Genomic DNA, 17,445 nt, shown 5'->3' with positions numbered 1-17,445 from the left:
CCCGGCACAGGCTGACTCACGCATCGTCGACGAGCATCGTCTGGAAGGCCACACGGTCGCCGCGGTACAGCGCGCGGACCACCTCGATGGGCCTTCCGTGGACGTCCAGTGAGCGACGGTGCAGATGCAACATCGGCATGGCGGTGGTCGTCATCAGCAGACCCGCCTCCCGCGGAGTGGGCAGGATGGTCTCGATGCGCTCCACGGCCGAGGCGAACCGGACCCCCGTCGCACGGATCGCCGCGTACAACGACGTCTCCGCATCGAAGGTTTGATAGAACGTGCCGAACCGGGACAGGGGCAGGTAGGTGCTCTCCAGTCCGATTCGCTCGTTGTCGGCCAACAACACACGCTCGAGGTGCATCACCGGCTCCCCGAGTTCGACATCGAGTCCGGCCGACAGCTCGGCGGTGGCCTCGACGTCCTCCCACGTGACCAGGATGCGGCCCGGCTTGCGCCCCATCCGGTCGGCGCCCTCGGTGTACGACTGCAGCGAAAGTGGTTGTGTGAGTTTCGGCTTCGCGACCACGGTACCGCGGCCACGACGCTGGATACGGCCCTCCAGGAGCAACTCGTGCAACGCTTGCCGCACCGTGTCACGCGCGACACCAAATCGCACCGCCAGGTCCCGCTCGGCGGGTACGGCGTCTCCCTCCTGCAAGTCCGCCAAGAGTTCGACGAGGCCGCTGCGGACCAGATGCACCTTGCTCATGTCGTGCGGCGTCTGAGTACTCGCTCAGCGATGTCCAGGACATCGGCGATGCTCAACGCCGGCGCCCCGGGAACTTTCGCGGCGTCGTCGTAGCGCCGTAGCCGCAGCCCGTCGGACCACCAAGGGTGCCAGGATATTTCGTCATCGACGGCTGGGCCACCCTGCTGCCGCAGCGACAGCACCGACCGCGGTGACAGCGCTTCGGCATAGGCCGGGTCGGTGGCGGCCAGGTAGCGCTTGGCCATCACATGAGCACCCGCGAGCCATCCCACGCGGCTGCCGTAGCGCGGGGTCAGCCAGTTGCGTGCGGCGACGTCGTGGCGATCTCGGTCGGGACCGACGTACAGCGGGCTGTGCGCCAGATCGTGCAGGGCGGCAGCCAGCACCAGTTCGTCGTCGGCGCCGTCGTCGACGGCGCGGGCCGCGGCCTGCATCGCGTGGTCGAGTTCGTCGACACAGTCTTCGTCCCACACGTCACGCAGCGACCTGAGTAAGGCTGACGTCTCCGCCAGCACCTCGGTGAGGGCCATGGCTGACAGGATAACGCGAATTGGTCTATACCAATCGTTTGACTTCTGTTCAGGTGCGCGGAACCGCACCGTAGGTCCGCCGATGCTCGGGGCGTAGAGCCTCTATCCATGCGGGTGACCATTGTCGGTGGCGGCGTGCTGGGAACCGCCCATGCGTGGGAGGCCGTCGAACGCGGGCACACCGTCGTCCATCTGGAACGAGAGGTCGAAGCACGCGGCGCCACCGTGCGCAACTTCGGACTGGTCTGGGTCTCCGGACGCGCGGAGTGCGAACTCGACGCCGCCCTGCGGGCTCGCGAATTGTGGGAGAAGATCGGCGAGCGAGTCCCCGGCGTGGGCTTTCGTCCCGCGGGGTCGCTGACGCTGCTGCGCACCGCCCGAGAGGTGGCCGTCGCCGAGGAGGTGAGCCGCCGTCCCGACGCCGCCCGCCGCGGCTTCCGCTTGCTGGAACCCACCGAGGTGCGTGCACTCAACCCCGCGTTGCGTGGCAACTTCCTTGCCGGACTCCATTGTTCACGCGATGCCGCCGTGGAATCACGGCAAGCCTTGCCCGCCATCCGCGCACATCTGGCAAACAGCGGTCGGTACCTGTTCTTTCCGGGCACTGAAGCCCGATCGGTCGAGCGTCACGCCGTGCGCGACGACCATGGCCGCCATCACGAGGGCGATGTCGTACTGCTGTGCCCCGGCGCGGCGCATGGCGGGCTCACTCGCGAACTCGCCGGAGATCTTCCGGTGCGGCGGGTGCGGCTACAGATGATGCAGACCGAGCCACTCGGCGAACCGCTGAGCACCGCGATTGCCGACGGCGACAGCTTTCGGTACTACCCGGCTTTCGCCGGGACCGCACTGAACAGATTGCGGGACAACGAGCCTCAGCATCCCATTGCAGAAGCTGACCGGATGCAACTGTTGTGCGTGCAGCGACTCCACGGCGGACTCACGATCGGCGACACCCACGAATACACCGAGCCGTTCGGCTTCGATGTACACGAGGCGCCCTACTCGTATCTCGTGGAGTTGGTCGAAGAGCTTCTGGGACGGCGCTTGCCGCCGGTTCGCCAACGGTGGGCCGGGGTGTACAGCCAGTGCGTCGACCCGGGCGAACTGGTGTGTCGGCGCGCGATCGGCGACGGCAACTGGGTGATCACCGGGCCCGGAGGCCGCGGGATGACGCTGGCGCCCGCGATCGCCGAACACACCGCAGAACTGATCGGGCTCTGAACGGAAACCGAGGAAAACATCATGGCGAACAACGCTATTCAACTCGCAGTCATCGATATGGCCGGCACCACGGTAGCCGACGACGGCCTGGTGGTGGAGGCCTTCGAGGCTGCCGCCACCGCAGCGGGCCTGCCACCGAGTGGCGAAGAACGCGAACGCGCGCGCCGCTATGTGCTCGACACCATGGGCCAGTCGAAGATCGCCGTCTTCCGCGCTTTGTTCGGAACAGAAGAGCTGGCACAGCGGGCCAATCAAGCCTTCGAGCAGGCCTACGACGAACTGATCGACACCGGCAACGCCCGGCCGATTCCGGGGGCGGCCGACGCCATCACCGCCTTGCGGCAGGCCGGCGTGAAGGTCGCATTGACCACCGGATTCAGCGCCGCCACCCAGGACAAGCTGCTGGCCGCGCTCGGCTGGCAGTCGCTGGCCGATCTGACACTGGCGCCCGGCGACGACGTTCGCGGCCGGCCTTACCCCGACCTGATCCTGACCACGCTGATGCGTCTGCAGGTCGACGGGGTCGGCAACGTCGCGGCGCTGGGAGACACCAGCAGCGACATCCACAGCGCGCTACGCGCCGGCTGCGCAGTCGCGGCCGGCACGCTCACCGGCGCGCACAACGCCGCGCAACTGCGGGACGCCGGGGCCACCCACATCGTGTCGACCGTGACCGAATTCGCCGACCTGATCACCCAAACCCGCGTAACCGGAAGGTACTGATGAAGATTCGAAATTGGACGGCGGTGGCCAGCGTCGCCCTCGTCGCGACACTACTCAGCGCGTGCGGCGGTACCGGCACGTCGAGCTCCGGCGGCGGCACGACGCTGACTGTCTACAGCGCGGACGGCCTGGGTAACTGGTACAAGGGTCAGTTCGCCAAATTCACCAAGGACACCGGGATCAACGTCAACGTCGTCGAAGCGGGTTCCGGCGAGGTGGTATCGCGGGTGGAGAAAGAGCAATCCAATCCGCAGGCTGACTTGTTGGTCACTCTGCCGCCGTTCATTCAGAAAGCGGACAAGTCCGGTCTGCTGCAGGCCGGTGCCGCCGATACGACCGGCATCTCGCCGGACCTTGTCGGCCCCGACGGCAAGTACGTGGCGATCGTCAACAATGCGCTGAGCTTCATTGCCAATCCCGGCGCGAACCCGATGCCGGTCAGCTGGGATGACCTACTGAAGCCGGAATTCAAGGGGAAGGTGCAGTATTCGACCCCCGGGCAGGCCGGCGACGGTACCGCGGTGCTCGTTCTGCTGCAGCATCTGATGGGCACGCCAGGCGCGCTGGACTACCTGGGCAAGCTGCAGGCCAACAACGTCGGACCGTCGTCGTCCACCGGAAAATTGCAGCCCAAGGTGAGCAACGGCGAACTGCTGGTGGCCAACGGTGACGTTCAGATGAATCTGGGCTCGATCAAAGACGACGGCTCGAAGTTCGTCATTTTCTTCCCCGAGATGGCCGACCACACCCGAACCACGGTCGCGCTGCCCTATGTCGCAGGTGTCACCAAGGGTGCACCGCATGTAGACGCGGCCAAGAAGTTGTTGGGCTTCCTGCTGTCCGATGAGGTGCAAAAGACAGTTGCCACAGATGCTTTGGGCATCCCGGTCAAGGATGCCGTGGTCTCGGCGTCGGCCGGCTCGCCGGATACCACCACACCCACCGGCCTGCTCAACGGTGTGCAGGTCTGGTCGCCGGACTGGAACGCGGTGCTCACCGACCTCGACGCCGATGTCGCCGCCTATCAGAAGGCCACCGGGAACTGAGGTGAGCGAGATCGCCGTCGGCTCATCTCAGGCCACCTCGACCAGCCGGTCGGCACCGGCGGTATCCGACGCGGCCCCGGCCATCACCTTCGATCGGGTGGGGGTGAGCTACCGGCGTGGCAAGAAGCGGACCGACGCGCTGATCGACTTCAACCTCAGAGTCGCCGTCGGTGAAACCGTCGCGCTGTTGGGCCCCAGCGGGTCGGGCAAGTCGACCGCGCTGAACGCACTCGCCGGATTCGTCCGGCCGACGTCCGGTCGGGTCCGGCTCAGCGGACGTGATGTCACCGATCTGCCGCCGTCGAAGCGCGGGATCGGGGTCGTGCTGCAGTCGTACGCATTGTTTCCGCACATGCGGGTCGCCGACAACGTCGCCTTCGGATTGAAGTCCCACCGGGTCGCCCGCCGGGAGATCGGTCCGCGCGTCGCCGAAGCACTCGACATGGTGGGTATGGCGTCATTCGGAAAGCGTTTGCCGCGTGAACTTTCCGGTGGACAGCAGCAGCGGGTGGCGATCGCACGTGCATTGGCGATCCGCCCCAAGGTGCTTCTGCTCGACGAGCCGCTGGCCGCCCTGGATGCGCGGCTTCGTCAGTCGATGCTGGCGGAATTGCAGCAACTCAAAGAGGCACTGCCGGACACCGCGATGCTGTACGTCACCCATGACCAGGCCGAGGCGCTGGCACTGGCCGATCGCGTGGTTGTGATGAACGACGCGCGGCTGATGGATGTCGATACCGCCCAGAACCTGTGGACGCGCCCGCCGACGAGTTTCACGGCGGCCTTTCTCGGCGGGGCCAACCTGATCCCGTGCACCATCGGGCGCGTCATCGGCACCTCCGCGCTGGTGAGTGTCGCACACAAGACCGTCAGCGCCGAGGCGCCGCAGCCCGCCGTTGGGAAGGTCGATTGGGCGCCCGGCGCGCAGGCGCTGCTGTGCATTCGGCCGCATGCGCTGCAAGTCGTGGGGTTGGGCCATCCGGAAGCACTGCGTGCCACCGTCAACGCGTCGGTGTGGCGGGGTGCGACGACGCGTGTGGTGTTGTCGGTGGCAGGGATGACCGACCGCCTCATCGAGGTGGACGCGCCCGGACACACCGGCTACCCGGTGGGCACCGAGGTCGGTGTGCGTTTTCCGCAACCGGCGGGCGTGCTCGTCCAGGTGGGTCGATGACGGCACTTCTCGACCAGCCCGCACCGACCGAGGCGGCACCCACCGGCCGACCGGGCCGCGGCCGCAGGCAAGTGTGGTGGACACTGCCGCCGCTGCTCATCGTGTTGCTCGTCGCGGTCTACCCGTTGTTGCGAGTGTGCCTGGAATCGGCCAAAGTTCGCGGCGACGGCCTCGGTACCGACACGTGGGAATCGGTGTTGAGTTCGCCGGCTTTTCGGTCTGCCCTGTGGCGCACCGTGGCGATCGCGGTGACGTCGACAACCGGCTGTCTGGTTCTGGGGACATTTCTGGCAGTCGTGTTGGCATTCATGCCATTTCGGGGATCATCGGTGGTCGGCCGACTCATCGACTCGGTCCTCGCACTGCCATCGTTTCTGATCACGCTCGCTTTCACGTTCATCTACGGCAGCGCGGGCGCGGTCAATGCATTGATCTCCACCGTCGGCGGAAGCTCCTCGCCGGCGCTCAATTTCTTGTACACCCCGGCGGGCGTGATTGCTGCCGAGGTCACCTTCTTCACTCCGTTCGTCATCCGCCCGCTGTTGGCGGCTTTCGCGCTTCTCCCCCGGCAGCAACTCGACGTTGCGGCGAGTCTGGGTGCGTCTCCCCTGCGGGTGCTGTGGTCGGTGATCATGCCCGAAGCGTGGCCGGCTCTGATGGCCGGCGGCAGCCTGGTGTTGCTGTTGACACTCAACGAATTCGGGATCGTCCTGTTCACCGGCGCGAAGGGTGTGATCACACTGCCGGTGCTGATCTACACCCGGGGAATTGTGACGTTCGACCTGCCCGGCGCGGCGGTGATCGCGACAGTCCAGATCGCGCTGTCCCTGGCCCTGTATGCCGGCTACCGGGCCGTCTTCACCCGCGTCTCCGTCGGCCGGGCCTGAGGGGATTAGCCGGATGTTGCTGTGGGGCAGGCGTAGTCGGGTCATAGTGTTGACCGTCTTCGCTGTGGTGGTGCTGGTGGTGTTCGTCGCCCCCCTGGGAACCGTGGTGATCGCCGGACTCTCCGGCGCGTGGAACGGTCCGCTGCCGTCGAACGTCGGGTTCGCCAGATTCGGACCGGCGCTCTCCGGCGAGAATCTCGCCAGCCTTTCCGTCAGCGTGCAGACCGCGGTCCTGGCCGGCGGCCTCGCGCTCGTGTTCGGAACCTGGGCCGCGATCGCGGTCCAGGATGCGCCCCGCTGGCTGGGCCGATTGACCGATGCCGTATTCCATCTGCCGATCGCGGTGCCGTCGGTCGCAATCGGACTGGGGCTCTTGATCGCCTTCAACAGCCGTCCAGTCCTTCTGGGGGGCACCCGGTGGATCGTCATCCTCGCCCACTTCGTGCTGGTGCTCGCGTTCGCCTTCAGTGCGGTGTCGGCTGCGCTGAATCGGTTGGACCCGGCCTACCGGCAGGTCGCGGAGTCGCTGGGTGCCGGCCCGGCCCGAGTGCTCCTACGGGTCACCCTTCCGCTTCTGTTGCCCGCGCTCGGCGCGGCCGCCGGGCTGGCCGTGGCACTGTCGATGGGCGAGCTGGGTGCCACGGTGATGGTGTATCCCGCAACATGGAAAACCCTGCCGGTGACCATCTTCGGGCTCACTGATCGCGGTCAGGCGTTTCAGGCGGCGGCCAGCACCACACTGTTGCTTCTCGTCACGCTGCTGGTGCTGGTGGTCCTCGGGCGCATCCGAGGCCGTGCTGCCCTCCGCTAGACCGCTTGCCCGTTGGCCGCGACGCCATGTCCTAGTCTGGGTCGACACGACGGAAGGACCCCGACATGCGCAAGGCGACCCTGGCCACGCTGATCGCGGCCGCCGCGATCACGGGCGCCCCCGGCATCGCCGCGGCCGCGCCCACGAACTATTGCGGTGATCTCAAGGGCGTCGACAACGGGCAGACGTGCGATATCCAGCAATCCGCCCCGGCATACCAGGTCAAGATCAGCTTCCCCAGCCGCTACCCGGACCTCAAGCCCGTCGCCGACTACATCAGCCGGACTCGCGACGGCTTCCTCAACGTGGCCAAGGCGTCCAATCCGGGCGACGTGCCGTTCGAGCTCGACATCACCGCAACCTCGTACACCTCGACGGTCCCGCCGCGAACCAGTGAGTCCCTGGTGCTGCAGAACTACGAGAACATCGGCGGCGCACACCCCGGCACATCGTTCAAAGCGTTCAACTGGGATCAGGCCTCCGGCACGCCGATCACCTACGACACGCTGTGGCGCCCGGACGCCGACCCCTTGCCGGTGGTGTATCCGATCGTCGTCGCCGAACTGCAGAAACAGGCCGGCCAGCCGATCACGGTCGATCCGGTGACGGGGATGGACCCCGCGAGTTACCAGGACTTCGCGATCACCAACGACGGCGTGATCTTCTTCTTCAGCCAGGGCCAGCTGCTGCCCGAGTCGGCGGGCGCCACCCAGGTGCTGGTTCCGCGCTCGGCGATCGATCCGTTATTGGCCTGAGCGCGCCCGCGGCGTGACACACACTGCCGCGCTCCACATCTTGTCGCCCGGGTTGCGCGGATCGGGCTGCGGTAGGCGGGCCGCGAGCCGAAGCAGCAGCGGCAACCGCCGCAACCGGCGGGCCGCCGTCAACAGTGATTCCGCGGAAACGACCGACCAGCCCAGGTTTTCGAAGAACGCCAGCCCGTTAGGTGGGGCGAACTTGATCGGCGCGTTGCGCATCATGCCGTCGGTCTTGTCGTTCATCGTCTTCTTGATCCCGCCGGATCCGAAATCGAATGTCCACCAAGCAATCTCGGGGCGCTTGAAAGCCGCGGACAGCCCGGTGACATCGGCTTCGTCCAGATACATCAGCAGGCCCTCGGTCAGCACGAAGGCTTTCGTCGCCCCGGCGAGAGCCTCGTCGAGAAACGCGTTCCGGGCGCGCGGATCGGCCAGGTCTACGGCGTGGCGCGACAGCCGGCAGCGCGGGGTCTGATCGGCCAGCAGTTGCTCTTTCTCGGCGACCAGGGCCGGAAGGTCGGCTTCGACCCACTCCAGCCCGGCCGGCAGGTCCAGCCGGTAAGGCCGGGTGTCGAGACCGGCCGCCAGGTTCAGCACTCTGTCGCACCCTTGGCTGATGGCCTGCGCAATGAGGTCGTCGATGATCTTGGTGCGGGCGACCAGCCACCAGCCGTCGCGAATGCTGCGCGGCGCGGCGGCGATGATGGCGTGGCCCTGTTGCCCCGCCAGCCGTTCGGCCAGCGGATCGCGGAACAGCGCGTCGGGCCGCGCCGATTCCTTCGCCCGGTGCGCGGTCACCCAGCGGGCGGTGTCGGAGACGTTCGAGACGAGCGAGTCCATGGGCGACAGTGTCCCAGACCGCGGGGTCCCAGACCGCGGGCTCAGAACACCGGCAGGTGCGCGGCCGCGATCATCGGCAGCCGGCCGGCGTTCACGGCGCGCCCTTCCACCATGGCGGGCACCCGACCGGTCCAGGTCGCGCCGTAATAGGGATCGATCGGAGTCAGCGCATCCGCGCCGCCGAGGCTGTTGCCCACCCGCTCCAGCCAACGCGAGATTCGAGCCTTCATGGCTGACCTCCAATTCGGTGTTGTCGTCGTTGCCATGACTCTGCTGGTTCGCGAGCGTCGACGGCATCGGTCGGTCGGCCGATGCAGAGGATGAATCCGGTGTCCACCAATCGGGGGACGTCGGGCTGCCATGCTGTTCCCATGCCTCGTCTGCCTCGCCGGATCACATCGGATCTGACCGCCGTTGTGGCCGGGCTGGAGGGCAAGCTCACCGAACGACGTCGTGACCTCAAGGTGCAGTTGGGCGCCTTCCGTGGTGTTCACGTCGTGGTCTACCGCGGGTATGTGGCCGAGGACGTCGCCAAGGTCCGGGTCCGGGTGATGGAGACACCGGAGTTGCCCGGCGACAGCAGGATCCCGTACTGGGACGTCGCGCAGAGCAATGTGCGACGGCACGCGACGTTGTCCATCGTCGGTACCGAGGTCGAGCTGCGCATCGGCAGGCATCGGGCCACCGAGGTCACCGACAGCCACGGCTTCGCCAACTTCTCACTGCCGGTGCCCAAGCTGCGGGTCGGCTGGCACACGGCGGAGGCGGTCGCCGCGGGGATCGGCGACGACGAACCGGCCGTCGGCACCGGCTGGGTGATGAAACCGTCGCTGGCCGCGCCCTATCTGGTGATCTCCGACATCGACGACACCATTCTTCTCACCGGCCTGACCGAGGGTGTGGCGATGGTCGCCAGGACCTTGCTGCACGCTGTGGAGCAACGCAGGGCGATCCCCGGCATGGCGCCGTTCTACCGCGGTCTGGCCCGCGGTGTCGAGAGCCGCACCGGCAGCCGTCGAGCGCAACCCACGTTCTTCTACGTCTCGACGGGCAGCTGGTCGTTCTATTCGATGCTGGAACAGTTCGTGGAATTGCGCGCCTTTCCGCCAGGTCCGATGTTCCTCACCGACTGGGGCCCGACCGAGCGCTACCTGCGACGCAGCGGTGCCGAGCACAAACGAGCCGCCGTGCGCCGGCTGTTCGAGGCCTATCCGCGGATGCGTTTCATCGTGATCGGCGACAGCGGTCAGCGCGATCCGCTGATCTACGAGGAGGTGGCGCGCGAATTCCCCGGACGGGTGCTCGCGGCCATCATCCGGCAGGTCGGCGCCGACGACGACGAGCGCAACGTGTCATTGCGCGAGCACGCGCAGGCGCTGCGCGACGAGGGCATTCCGATGCACCTGGTGGCAGACGCCGGGCAGGCCGCCGAACTGGCCCGCAGTCTGCGTCTCTGCGACGAAGACACGGTCGCCGAGGTGCGCGCCGAACTGAACGACTGAACACCGACATCAATATTTGCTGAACTGATAGTCTCTGCAGCGTGCAGGCATCGGGGTATTTCGCAGGCGGTGTGCTCGCGCTCGGGATCGGCGCTGGGCTCTTCCTCGGGCACGGGGTGGCCTCGGCCGCTCCCGACGCCGGATCCGCTGCCCAGAAGTCGGTGACGAAGCCCGCCGCCAAGTCGGCGCGGCAGGCCGGCCGACCCGCGCCGGCCCGCAGTGACAGTCACCACCCGGCCGCACGACTGGCCGCACGCTCGGCTCCCCGATCGATCGAAAAGTCGACTGCGACAACGACTGTGGCGACCACAGTATCGGTGACACTGCCGCCGATGCCGGTCGTCAGTGGCGCGTCGTTCACGGTGTCCACCGGATTCATGAAGCCGTTTGCCACGAATTTCGTTGCCGCCGGCGGTGATCCGGCCGACAGCGCACGGTTCTTCTTCGGCGACCTGGCCGTCAAGAGTCTGGACGCGCTGGCCGAGGACAACATACCGGCACCCCAGGTGCGGTTGCTGATGGGCAACCTGGCGGCATCGGGCTACTTCGGCGGAATCTGGTTGCGCGACAACCTGCACGCCAGCCCCACCAGCACCCCGGCGATCCCGGCACCCCCTGGGCCGTTCCCGGCAATCGACCTGTCCCCGTCGGCGATCGGCATCCGGTTGTTCGACGCGGTGTCGGCCGGGTTGACGGGCGCGGCGGCCAGTGCGCCGGATTGGGTCGTCTCCGCGGTCGCACACGTCTCGGTGCCGGTGCTGCTGGCGCTCTACGGGTACAACCGCGGCTATCTGCAGGTGGTACTGGAGCATCCGCCGGCGGGCGTGCCGTCGATGCAGGACACATTGGCCTGCAGCGGCTTTCTGGCGTGCAACTCGACGGCGTTCCCGTTGGAACTCGCCACGCGTTACGACAGCGCACTGGGCAAGCTCGACGACCCGGCCACGCCCGGCTGGGCGGAGATGTCGATGTGGACCAGCGTGCTCCAAGGAGCTACCGGCGCGGGGCGGTTCGTCTGGGAAGGGCTGGCCCAAGCCGGCTTCTCCCCCGCTTCGTATACCGCACTGGTGCAGCTGAGTTCGGCATACCTGATGGTCAGCAAGGCCGCCGTACTGTCCAGCATGACCGCCTACGCCGACGGCGATGCGGCCATCGGTCGCAGCTCACTGCGGCTGCAAGCGGGACTGTGGATGTGGTCAGGCGCGTACTTCGCCGGCCTGGCCTCGAGCGCCGCTCCGGGCACCATACCGAAAGTTGTTGTCGTCTAAGTTTTTGGAGCGCGCCCGGCGCCAGAACCGTCCACGAGGTTCCTCCTTGGCGCACACCCCACCGGGTAAGACCCGCTCGGACGGAACGTCAACGTGGGGGGCCAAGAATGATCTGGCCGAATTCCCTTGCCCCTTCGGCCATCTTCGAAGGCGTGATCTCGAAGTCGTCCGGTCGCGGCGTCGCCCGATCGCGCCCAGAATGCCGGAACATGCCCTCGATCCCCGCCGGAGTATTGATCATCAGCAAGTCAGCCGTCTTCGATGTGATGCGGTAAGCGTGCGGAATGTTCTTGGGCAAGAACACGATCCCACCCTCGGATAGCTCCATCTCTTGGTCATCGACCCAAACCAATGCCGTTCCCTTGATCAGCATGAAAACCTCGTCTTCGCGGGTGTGCTTGTGGTACGGCGGCGCCTCACCTTCGCCGACGTCAAACCGTCCGACCATTAATTGGCCGTCAGTTGCCTTGCCGTCCAGCAAGATCGCCAGCGTGCCACCATCGAGCCATTCCAGTTTTTGCTGCTGTTCGGGTTGAGCCAGGTATGCCATGCTCATATCGCGTCGCCTCTCGTGATAGGACAGCCAGACGTCCTGTGTTTATGCGGGTTCCAGGCCCCGCGCCGGCCGAACTGCCAGGTCGGGCTGATCATCGGTTCCAGCGCTGATCGAGCCACTGTTCGAATGTCTGCACAGAAGGGGCGAGTTCCGCGGTGAGCGCCCGATCTGCTTGGTAGGACGGCGGCGTGGAGAACCACGTGAACATCGCGCGCAGGTCGTCATCTCCGGCATCGGTTGTCGGCAGAGCTTCGAAACGAGCTGGTTGTGCCGCCCGGCGTCCGAAGACGTCGGCGATCTGCGAGCCGGTCAGCTCGTCGCCGGCGATCTCGACCGCTCCCGTGGGGACACGAGACGGGTCGATGAGCACAGCGCCGGCGACGGCGCCGATGTCGCTGACGGCCACCATTTGCAGCGGAACACCGTCGGGCATCGGAAGGCGCACGACTATATCGTTCGCCTCAAAGTTCGACGACTGGCTCAGCAGATTGTCATAAAAGAACGTCGGCCGCACGTATGTGGCTGGTATTTCCAGGCTTTCGATGTACTCCTCGACGCGGCGCTTGCTCTCGAAGTGCGGGATCCCGGTGTGCCGCTCCGCGCCGCCCACCGAGCTGTACACGAGATGCTCGACTCCGGCAGACTTGGCCGCATCCGCGATGAGGATGCCATCGTTGATCTCACCCTCCGTGCCACGGCCCGATGTCATCGTCGTCATCGCGAAGACACGTTCGACGCCCTCGAAGGCCGTGCGAACACTTGCCGAGTCGTCGAAATCAGCGATGGCCAGTTTGGCTCCGGCAGCTACCAGCGCCTGCGCAGCCGGTTTCTGCGGGTCGCGGACCAGCGCCCGTACCGCCACCCCAGCGCTCAGCAGAGCCCGCGCGGTGGCACCGCCCTGCTGCCCGGTTGCTCCAACGACGGCGACCACACCAGATAGCGCCACACTCTTCTCCGATCACGGGCCGCAGCTGTGTCGCGCGGATGCGGCGACGATCAGGAGCGGACGAATTATTCCGCATAACGATAGGGTAGGTCGCGGCCGGCGTTCCGGCAATACGAAGTCGCTGCCGCCGCAAGGATTCGATCCGGGCCGTCCGGATTTCGCGCCGACCAACCCCGTGGTCGATCTTGGCGCGGCCGCGCAGAACTCAGAGATCGATTGTGCTTCAACGTCTTTTGCCGCAGACAGACCTGGCATCGCCGGTGGCTTGCCTGCAGCCCGGCTGAGTCGACTCCCTGCGGCTAGCGCTTCGTGAACGGCAACGTTCGAATCGCCATGTCGTGCTCGTCAGACGATGCAGGTGTTGTGTGACACTCGAGGGATGACCGCTGAGTTGTCCCCGCAGCCACGTCGGCGCGCGGTCCGGCGCGATGCGCTCGTAAACCGAGAGAAGATTCTGCGCGCCGCGGCCGACGCGATGGCCCATCAGGGACTCAACATTCCGCTCGCCGACATCGCGAAGGCCGCCGGCGTCGGTGTCGGCACCTTCTATCGCGGGTTCCCGGACCGCACGGCGCTGCTGCACGCCCTGGAGCACCGCTCGTACGACATGCTCATCGACATCCTCGATCGGATCGAGGAGTCCGGGCAGACCGGCGCCGACGCGGTAGAGACCTACCTGATCGAAAGTTTGAACCTCGGCCACCAGCTGGTGCTGCCCCTGCGCGGAGCGCCGCCCCTAACTTCCGAGGCGGCCGTCGCCGCCCGTCGACGAATCAACGCCTCCCTCGAACACTTCCTCGCCGAGGGTCGCACGGCCGGGACGGTGCACCCCGACGTCAACGCCACTGACGTCATCGTCTGTGCGGTCATGACCGGCCAGCCTTTGCCCCACGGTCCCGCGTGGCCCGCCATCGGCCGCCGCCACCTCAGCTTGTTCGTTCGAGGTCTGCGATCACCTGACCAAGCACCGCTCCCGGGACCACCGGTCACCCGCGACGACCTCGAAGCTCAGTTCGCCGCCAACGCAGACTGAGGGCGCAGGCAGATCTGAAGGTAAGGCGCGTGGGCAAACGTTGGCGCGTCACGTCCAAGAAATTCGGCCCGGCAGCAGCGTCAGAGGTCGCGTTCGAGCAACACCGCACCCGCGTCGACGGAAACGATTTGGACTGCGGCAATGTCGTCGACAGGCATCGATGTGCTGCCAGCAGGCGATGCCGGTATCGCGATCCGTGCCGTCCAGGTCGCCAGCTGGGTGCGGCTCCCATCGCGACCGACCGCCACCATCGCCAGTGTGTCGGTCACCTCACCGCCGTCATGGCCGAGGTCCATCGGTCCCGCCTCATAGAGGCAGTGCATCTCGATGCGGGTCCCCCAGCTCCGGCGGGTGAGAGTGACTGTGGCAGTCAGAGGAACCGGCGTCACCGGCGTCATCGTGAGCGCGGAGGCTTCGACCGGTGCAGGTGTCACCACCATCGGGTTCGACTGAAGGGCAACCACGGTAAGGCCGACGACCAACGCGGCCGCCCCGGACCACGCCCACGTCGCCGTCCTCGAGCGACGCCGTCGCGCAGTGACCTCGGCCAGCAATTCATCCCGCAGCGGCGGCAGCCAGGCCTGGCCACCTCGATCGTCAAGGGTGTCGACGTAACCGCGGTCGATCTGCGCCAAGAGCGCAGGCATACCGCTGAGATCACTGACGGCATCAACGCACGACGGGCAGCCCATCAGGTGTGTCTCGAAATCGCGCCGCTCCGCCGGCGACAGGCAGCCGAGAACATACGCCGCATCCCACAGCGCGTACGGGTGGGTGTCGCCGGGTGACGACGGACCGTCGACTGTGGTCATCACGTCACCCCGAGGCCAAGCCCTCGAAGAGCCGGGTGATGAGCATGATGACAAAGCTGTCGAAGTCGCCGCGCAACCGGTCCTGATCGGACGCGAAAGGGCGCTGCATCGACATCCCCAGCAGCACAACCTCCATGAGTCGCACCGATTCGTCGATCACATGTTCCGGCGCCGCATCACCGGCAATGGAGCGCAGCAGCCCGGCGAACTGCCGCCGCTGGGTGTCCCGGAATTCGAGGTAGGCGGTGCGCAGGAATTCGTTGTGGTTGGCAGCCGCCCCGAACTCGACGACGAAGGTGACCGTGTCGAGATTGTCGATGAACAGGGTGTACAGCAGGCCGGCAGCGTCAGCCAGCCCGTCGCCGACCGACTCTGCGGGCACCAGCTGGGTCGCTGCCGTGGCGAACAGTTTCGTCGCCACATCGTTGATGGCGGCGTCGAAGAGCTTCTCTTTGGTTTCGAAGTGATAGTGCAGCAGCGTCTGGGACACCTTGGCCGTGTTGGCGATCAGGCGCATCGACGACTTCTCGTACCCGTGGGCGCGGAAGCATTCGACCGTCGCCTCCAAGATCCGCTGCCGGGCGTCGCCGGGCGTGACCTCGGGCGGCCCGACACCGTCGTTCGCCTCAACCGTTGGTGTCGACATCGACACTCCTTGTTCTGTGATGAACTTTCCCTGATCGCGCACTCAGTGTCCTCTTTTTTGAGTCACGAGTGGCGATTCCGGTTGGTTCAGCAGGAAACCAAGGGATTTCAGTCGGTCACGACCCAGTCGGTCACAACTCAGTCGGTCACGACGACGACGGACTGAAACCGCCGGAATGAAGCCGCAGTACGCGGCGAACCTTGGCGGTTCGGCGCAGCCGCCTGGTCCAGGACACCGCAAACGCGCTCAGCATCAGCACCGCCAACGCCGCGAGCCAGGGATGGCCGCCGTGGCCGTGCACCCACTCGGCCAGACCGCCTTGAATGCGTCCGGCGCCGGCGATCACCGGGTCTCGTGGTGCCGCGGCGCCGCTGAAGACGCGTATCTCGTAGACACCGTAGTAGCCGACGTACAACCCCACGATCAGCACCAAGAAGCCACCGAACCTGTTGATATAGGGCAGGATTCGACGCAGCCGGTACACCCCGATCGGGTTGGCGAATGCGGCGGCGATGGCCAGGACGCCGACGATCAGCGACATCCCCGCCGCGTACGCCAGATAGGTCACCAACCCGTTGACCATCAGCCCGCTGCGGAAGCCGGCCGCGGTGACGGCCAGAAAAGGCCCGATCGTGCAGGACAGGGACGCAATCGCATATCCGACGCCGTAGCCGAACATCGAACCGCCGCGCACTGTCGGCGCCCATCGGCTGCTTTGGGTCACCGGGTTGAGGCCGGGTAGGTGCCGACCGGCCAGCGACCAGATCCCCAGGACGACGAGGACGACGCCGATCGCCACCGTGACGTACGGCAGGTATTGCTGCACAGCAGCGGCCGCCGAGACCGTGAGCACGCCGAAGACACCGAACACAGTCATGAAACCCAGCACCATCTCGATCGTTGCCACCGCGGCTCGGCGCACCGCGGTGAGCTGACCCGTGGCATCGCCGCGCACCACCAGCGTCATGTAGACCGGCAGCATCGCGAAACCGCACGGGTTGAGCACAGCCACCAACCCGGCGCCGAAAGCGAGTCCCATCAGACCTTGTTCCACGATGCGCCTGAGACCCCTGTCTTGGTGGGCGACCCGAACTGTCGTCTGCTACGACACGAGCCACAGCGCTTCTGGGTTCACCTGATTTCCCGCACTCGAGGGCGGCGGTCTGTCTCGGGTGACCTGAACGGGCCATCCCCGCAAGATGGCCGGGTTGAGCGATGCGGGGCGACGGGCCGCAACCGTACGTTCTCGACATGACCGAGACTGCCCGCGACGATTCCCGTACCGATGAACAGCCCACGCCCACCTACGCGGTGTGGCTGCGCGTCATGGCGCTGGTATATGACCCGTTCGTCTGGCTGGGCGAACTGGTCGGCATGCGGCGCCGGCGGCGCGAGCTGGTGGCCGGCGCGCGCGGGCGGGTGGTCGAGATCGGCGCCGGAACGGGGCTGAACCTCCCGCACTACCCCGATGGCGTCGACGAGCTCGTGCTCACCGAGCCCGAACCAGCGATGCGCCGCGCACTCGCCCGGCGGCTCGAACGGGTCGGGCGCGCCGCGCGGATCTCTGATGCGTCCGCCCTGCACCTGCCGTTCCCCGACGCCTCGGTCGACACCGTCGTCTCGACGCTGGTTTTGTGTACCGTCCCCGACCCCGAGGCTGCGTTGCGGGAAATCGCCCGCGTCCTACGACCGGGCGGGCAGCTGTTGTTCATCGAACACATCCGCTCGGGCTCGCGTCTCCTTGCGGCGTTTCAGGACGTGATGCTGCGGCCATGGCGCGGCTTCGCGGGCGGATGCGTATGTAACCGCCCGACCCTGCAGTTGATGCGGGCCTGCGGGTTCACGGTGAGGGCCGATGCCGCGGTGTGGCACGGGATGCCGGCCGTCGTCCATCCACTCGCCATCGGGCAGGCCACTGTATGACGACCTTGCGTGATCTACGCGGCGGCGTCGCGGGCGCAGCGATCGCCGGGACCG

At 66.6% G+C, this 17,445-nt stretch carries 20 protein-coding genes; 11 read left to right on the top strand and 9 right to left on the bottom strand.

Going from position 1 to position 17,445, the window contains the following annotated elements; all coding sequences use genetic code 11:
• Positions 1–16 precede the first annotated feature (16 nt).
• On the bottom strand, positions 17–712 hold the full coding sequence (locus tag AB4879_RS24185; protein ID WP_370509610.1) for a GntR family transcriptional regulator: 696 nt from the start codon (positions 710–712) through the stop codon (positions 17–19).
• Entirely contained in the window at positions 709–1,242 is a 534-nt protein-coding gene (locus tag AB4879_RS24180) for an HD family phosphohydrolase (RefSeq protein WP_370509609.1), read from the bottom strand. The genes AB4879_RS24185 and AB4879_RS24180 overlap by 4 nt, the downstream gene beginning before the upstream one ends.
• 108 nt (positions 1,243–1,350) lie before the next feature.
• On the opposite strand from AB4879_RS24180, the gene AB4879_RS24175 reads away from it, so the two are divergent.
• The 7 genes from AB4879_RS24175 (at position 1,351) to AB4879_RS24145 (ending at position 7,862) form a co-directional block, all read left to right on the top strand.
• Entirely contained in the window at positions 1,351–2,466 is a 1,116-nt protein-coding gene (locus tag AB4879_RS24175) for a TIGR03364 family FAD-dependent oxidoreductase (RefSeq protein ID WP_370509608.1), read from the top strand.
• A gap of 21 nt (positions 2,467–2,487) precedes the next feature.
• Complete coding sequence (locus tag AB4879_RS24170; RefSeq protein ID WP_370509607.1) at positions 2,488–3,189, top strand: phosphonatase-like hydrolase; 702 nt, start codon at positions 2,488–2,490, stop codon at positions 3,187–3,189.
• Positions 3,189–4,235, top strand: coding sequence for a 2-aminoethylphosphonate ABC transporter substrate-binding protein (locus AB4879_RS24165; protein ID WP_370509606.1), 1,047 nt, complete (start codon positions 3,189–3,191; stop codon positions 4,233–4,235). Before AB4879_RS24170 ends, AB4879_RS24165 begins: the two co-directional genes overlap by 1 nt.
• A 1-nt stretch (position 4,236) precedes the next feature.
• Positions 4,237–5,409: an ABC transporter ATP-binding protein gene (locus AB4879_RS24160; protein WP_370509605.1), complete on the top strand. Its 1,173-nt coding sequence runs from the start codon at positions 4,237–4,239 to the stop codon at positions 5,407–5,409.
• Positions 5,406–6,296 carry a 2-aminoethylphosphonate ABC transporter permease subunit gene (locus tag AB4879_RS24155; protein WP_370509604.1) on the top strand — a complete coding sequence of 297 codons (891 nt, stop codon included), beginning with the start codon at positions 5,406–5,408 and terminating at the stop codon, positions 6,294–6,296. Before AB4879_RS24160 ends, AB4879_RS24155 begins: the two co-directional genes overlap by 4 nt.
• Positions 6,297–6,309: 13 nt before the next feature.
• Positions 6,310–7,107 (top strand): ABC transporter permease subunit, encoded by a 798-nt coding sequence (locus AB4879_RS24150; RefSeq protein ID WP_370509603.1) that lies wholly within the window; start codon positions 6,310–6,312, stop codon positions 7,105–7,107.
• A gap of 65 nt (positions 7,108–7,172) precedes the next feature.
• Entirely contained in the window at positions 7,173–7,862 is a 690-nt protein-coding gene (locus AB4879_RS24145) for an esterase (protein WP_370509602.1), read from the top strand.
• Here AB4879_RS24145 and AB4879_RS24140 read toward each other — a convergent pair.
• Both AB4879_RS24140 and AB4879_RS24135 read right to left on the bottom strand, forming a co-directional pair.
• On the bottom strand, positions 7,851–8,705 hold the full coding sequence (locus AB4879_RS24140; protein ID WP_370509601.1) for a class I SAM-dependent methyltransferase: 855 nt from the start codon (positions 8,703–8,705) through the stop codon (positions 7,851–7,853). The genes AB4879_RS24145 and AB4879_RS24140 overlap by 12 nt on opposite strands.
• A 41-nt stretch (positions 8,706–8,746) precedes the next feature.
• Complete coding sequence (locus tag AB4879_RS24135; protein WP_102806420.1) at positions 8,747–8,935, bottom strand: hypothetical protein; 189 nt, start codon at positions 8,933–8,935, stop codon at positions 8,747–8,749.
• 141 nt (positions 8,936–9,076) lie between these two features.
• Between AB4879_RS24135 and AB4879_RS24130 the strand changes: the two genes are divergently transcribed.
• Both AB4879_RS24130 and AB4879_RS24125 read left to right on the top strand, forming a co-directional pair.
• On the top strand, positions 9,077–10,207 hold the full coding sequence (locus tag AB4879_RS24130; protein ID WP_370509600.1) for a phosphatase domain-containing protein: 1,131 nt from the start codon (positions 9,077–9,079) through the stop codon (positions 10,205–10,207).
• Between the two features lie 41 nt (positions 10,208–10,248).
• Entirely contained in the window at positions 10,249–11,475 is a 1,227-nt protein-coding gene (locus tag AB4879_RS24125) for a hypothetical protein (protein ID WP_370509599.1), read from the top strand.
• Positions 11,476–11,563: 88 nt separating this feature from the next.
• On the opposite strand, the gene AB4879_RS24120 is transcribed toward AB4879_RS24125, so the two are convergent.
• Both AB4879_RS24120 and AB4879_RS24115 read right to left on the bottom strand, forming a co-directional pair.
• A complete protein-coding gene (locus tag AB4879_RS24120) occupies positions 11,564–12,025 on the bottom strand; it encodes a cupin domain-containing protein (protein WP_370509598.1) in 462 nt (153 codons plus the stop codon).
• Between the two features lie 97 nt (positions 12,026–12,122).
• Positions 12,123–12,977 (bottom strand): NmrA/HSCARG family protein, encoded by an 855-nt coding sequence (locus tag AB4879_RS24115; RefSeq protein ID WP_370509597.1) that lies wholly within the window; start codon positions 12,975–12,977, stop codon positions 12,123–12,125.
• A gap of 379 nt (positions 12,978–13,356) precedes the next feature.
• Between AB4879_RS24115 and AB4879_RS24110 the strand changes: the two genes are divergently transcribed.
• Positions 13,357–14,010 (top strand): TetR/AcrR family transcriptional regulator, encoded by a 654-nt coding sequence (locus AB4879_RS24110; protein ID WP_370509596.1) that lies wholly within the window; start codon positions 13,357–13,359, stop codon positions 14,008–14,010.
• 80 nt (positions 14,011–14,090) lie between these two features.
• Here the strand turns inward: AB4879_RS24110 and AB4879_RS24105 are convergent, their stop codons facing one another.
• The 3 genes from AB4879_RS24105 to AB4879_RS24095 form a co-directional block, all read right to left on the bottom strand.
• Positions 14,091–14,822: an anti-sigma factor gene (locus tag AB4879_RS24105; RefSeq protein WP_370509595.1), complete on the bottom strand. Its 732-nt coding sequence runs from the start codon at positions 14,820–14,822 to the stop codon at positions 14,091–14,093.
• 4 nt (positions 14,823–14,826) lie between these two features.
• Positions 14,827–15,468: a TetR/AcrR family transcriptional regulator gene (locus tag AB4879_RS24100; RefSeq protein ID WP_370509594.1), complete on the bottom strand. Its 642-nt coding sequence runs from the start codon at positions 15,466–15,468 to the stop codon at positions 14,827–14,829.
• A 145-nt stretch (positions 15,469–15,613) separates the two neighbouring features.
• Positions 15,614–16,522, bottom strand: a complete 909-nt coding sequence (locus AB4879_RS24095; RefSeq protein ID WP_370509593.1) for a cytochrome c biogenesis CcdA family protein — start codon at positions 16,520–16,522, stop codon at positions 15,614–15,616.
• A 197-nt stretch (positions 16,523–16,719) separates the two neighbouring features.
• Between AB4879_RS24095 and AB4879_RS24090 the strand changes: the two genes are divergently transcribed.
• Complete coding sequence (locus tag AB4879_RS24090; protein ID WP_370509592.1) at positions 16,720–17,391, top strand: class I SAM-dependent methyltransferase; 672 nt, start codon at positions 16,720–16,722, stop codon at positions 17,389–17,391.
• Positions 17,392–17,445 lie beyond the last annotated feature (54 nt).

This window comes from Mycobacterium sp. SA01, assembly GCF_041287105.1.
In the GTDB taxonomy this organism is placed as follows: domain Bacteria; phylum Actinomycetota; class Actinomycetes; order Mycobacteriales; family Mycobacteriaceae; genus Mycobacterium.
The sequence above is the reverse complement of the archived record's forward strand: the minus strand, read 5'-3'. Positions and strand labels throughout refer to the sequence as shown.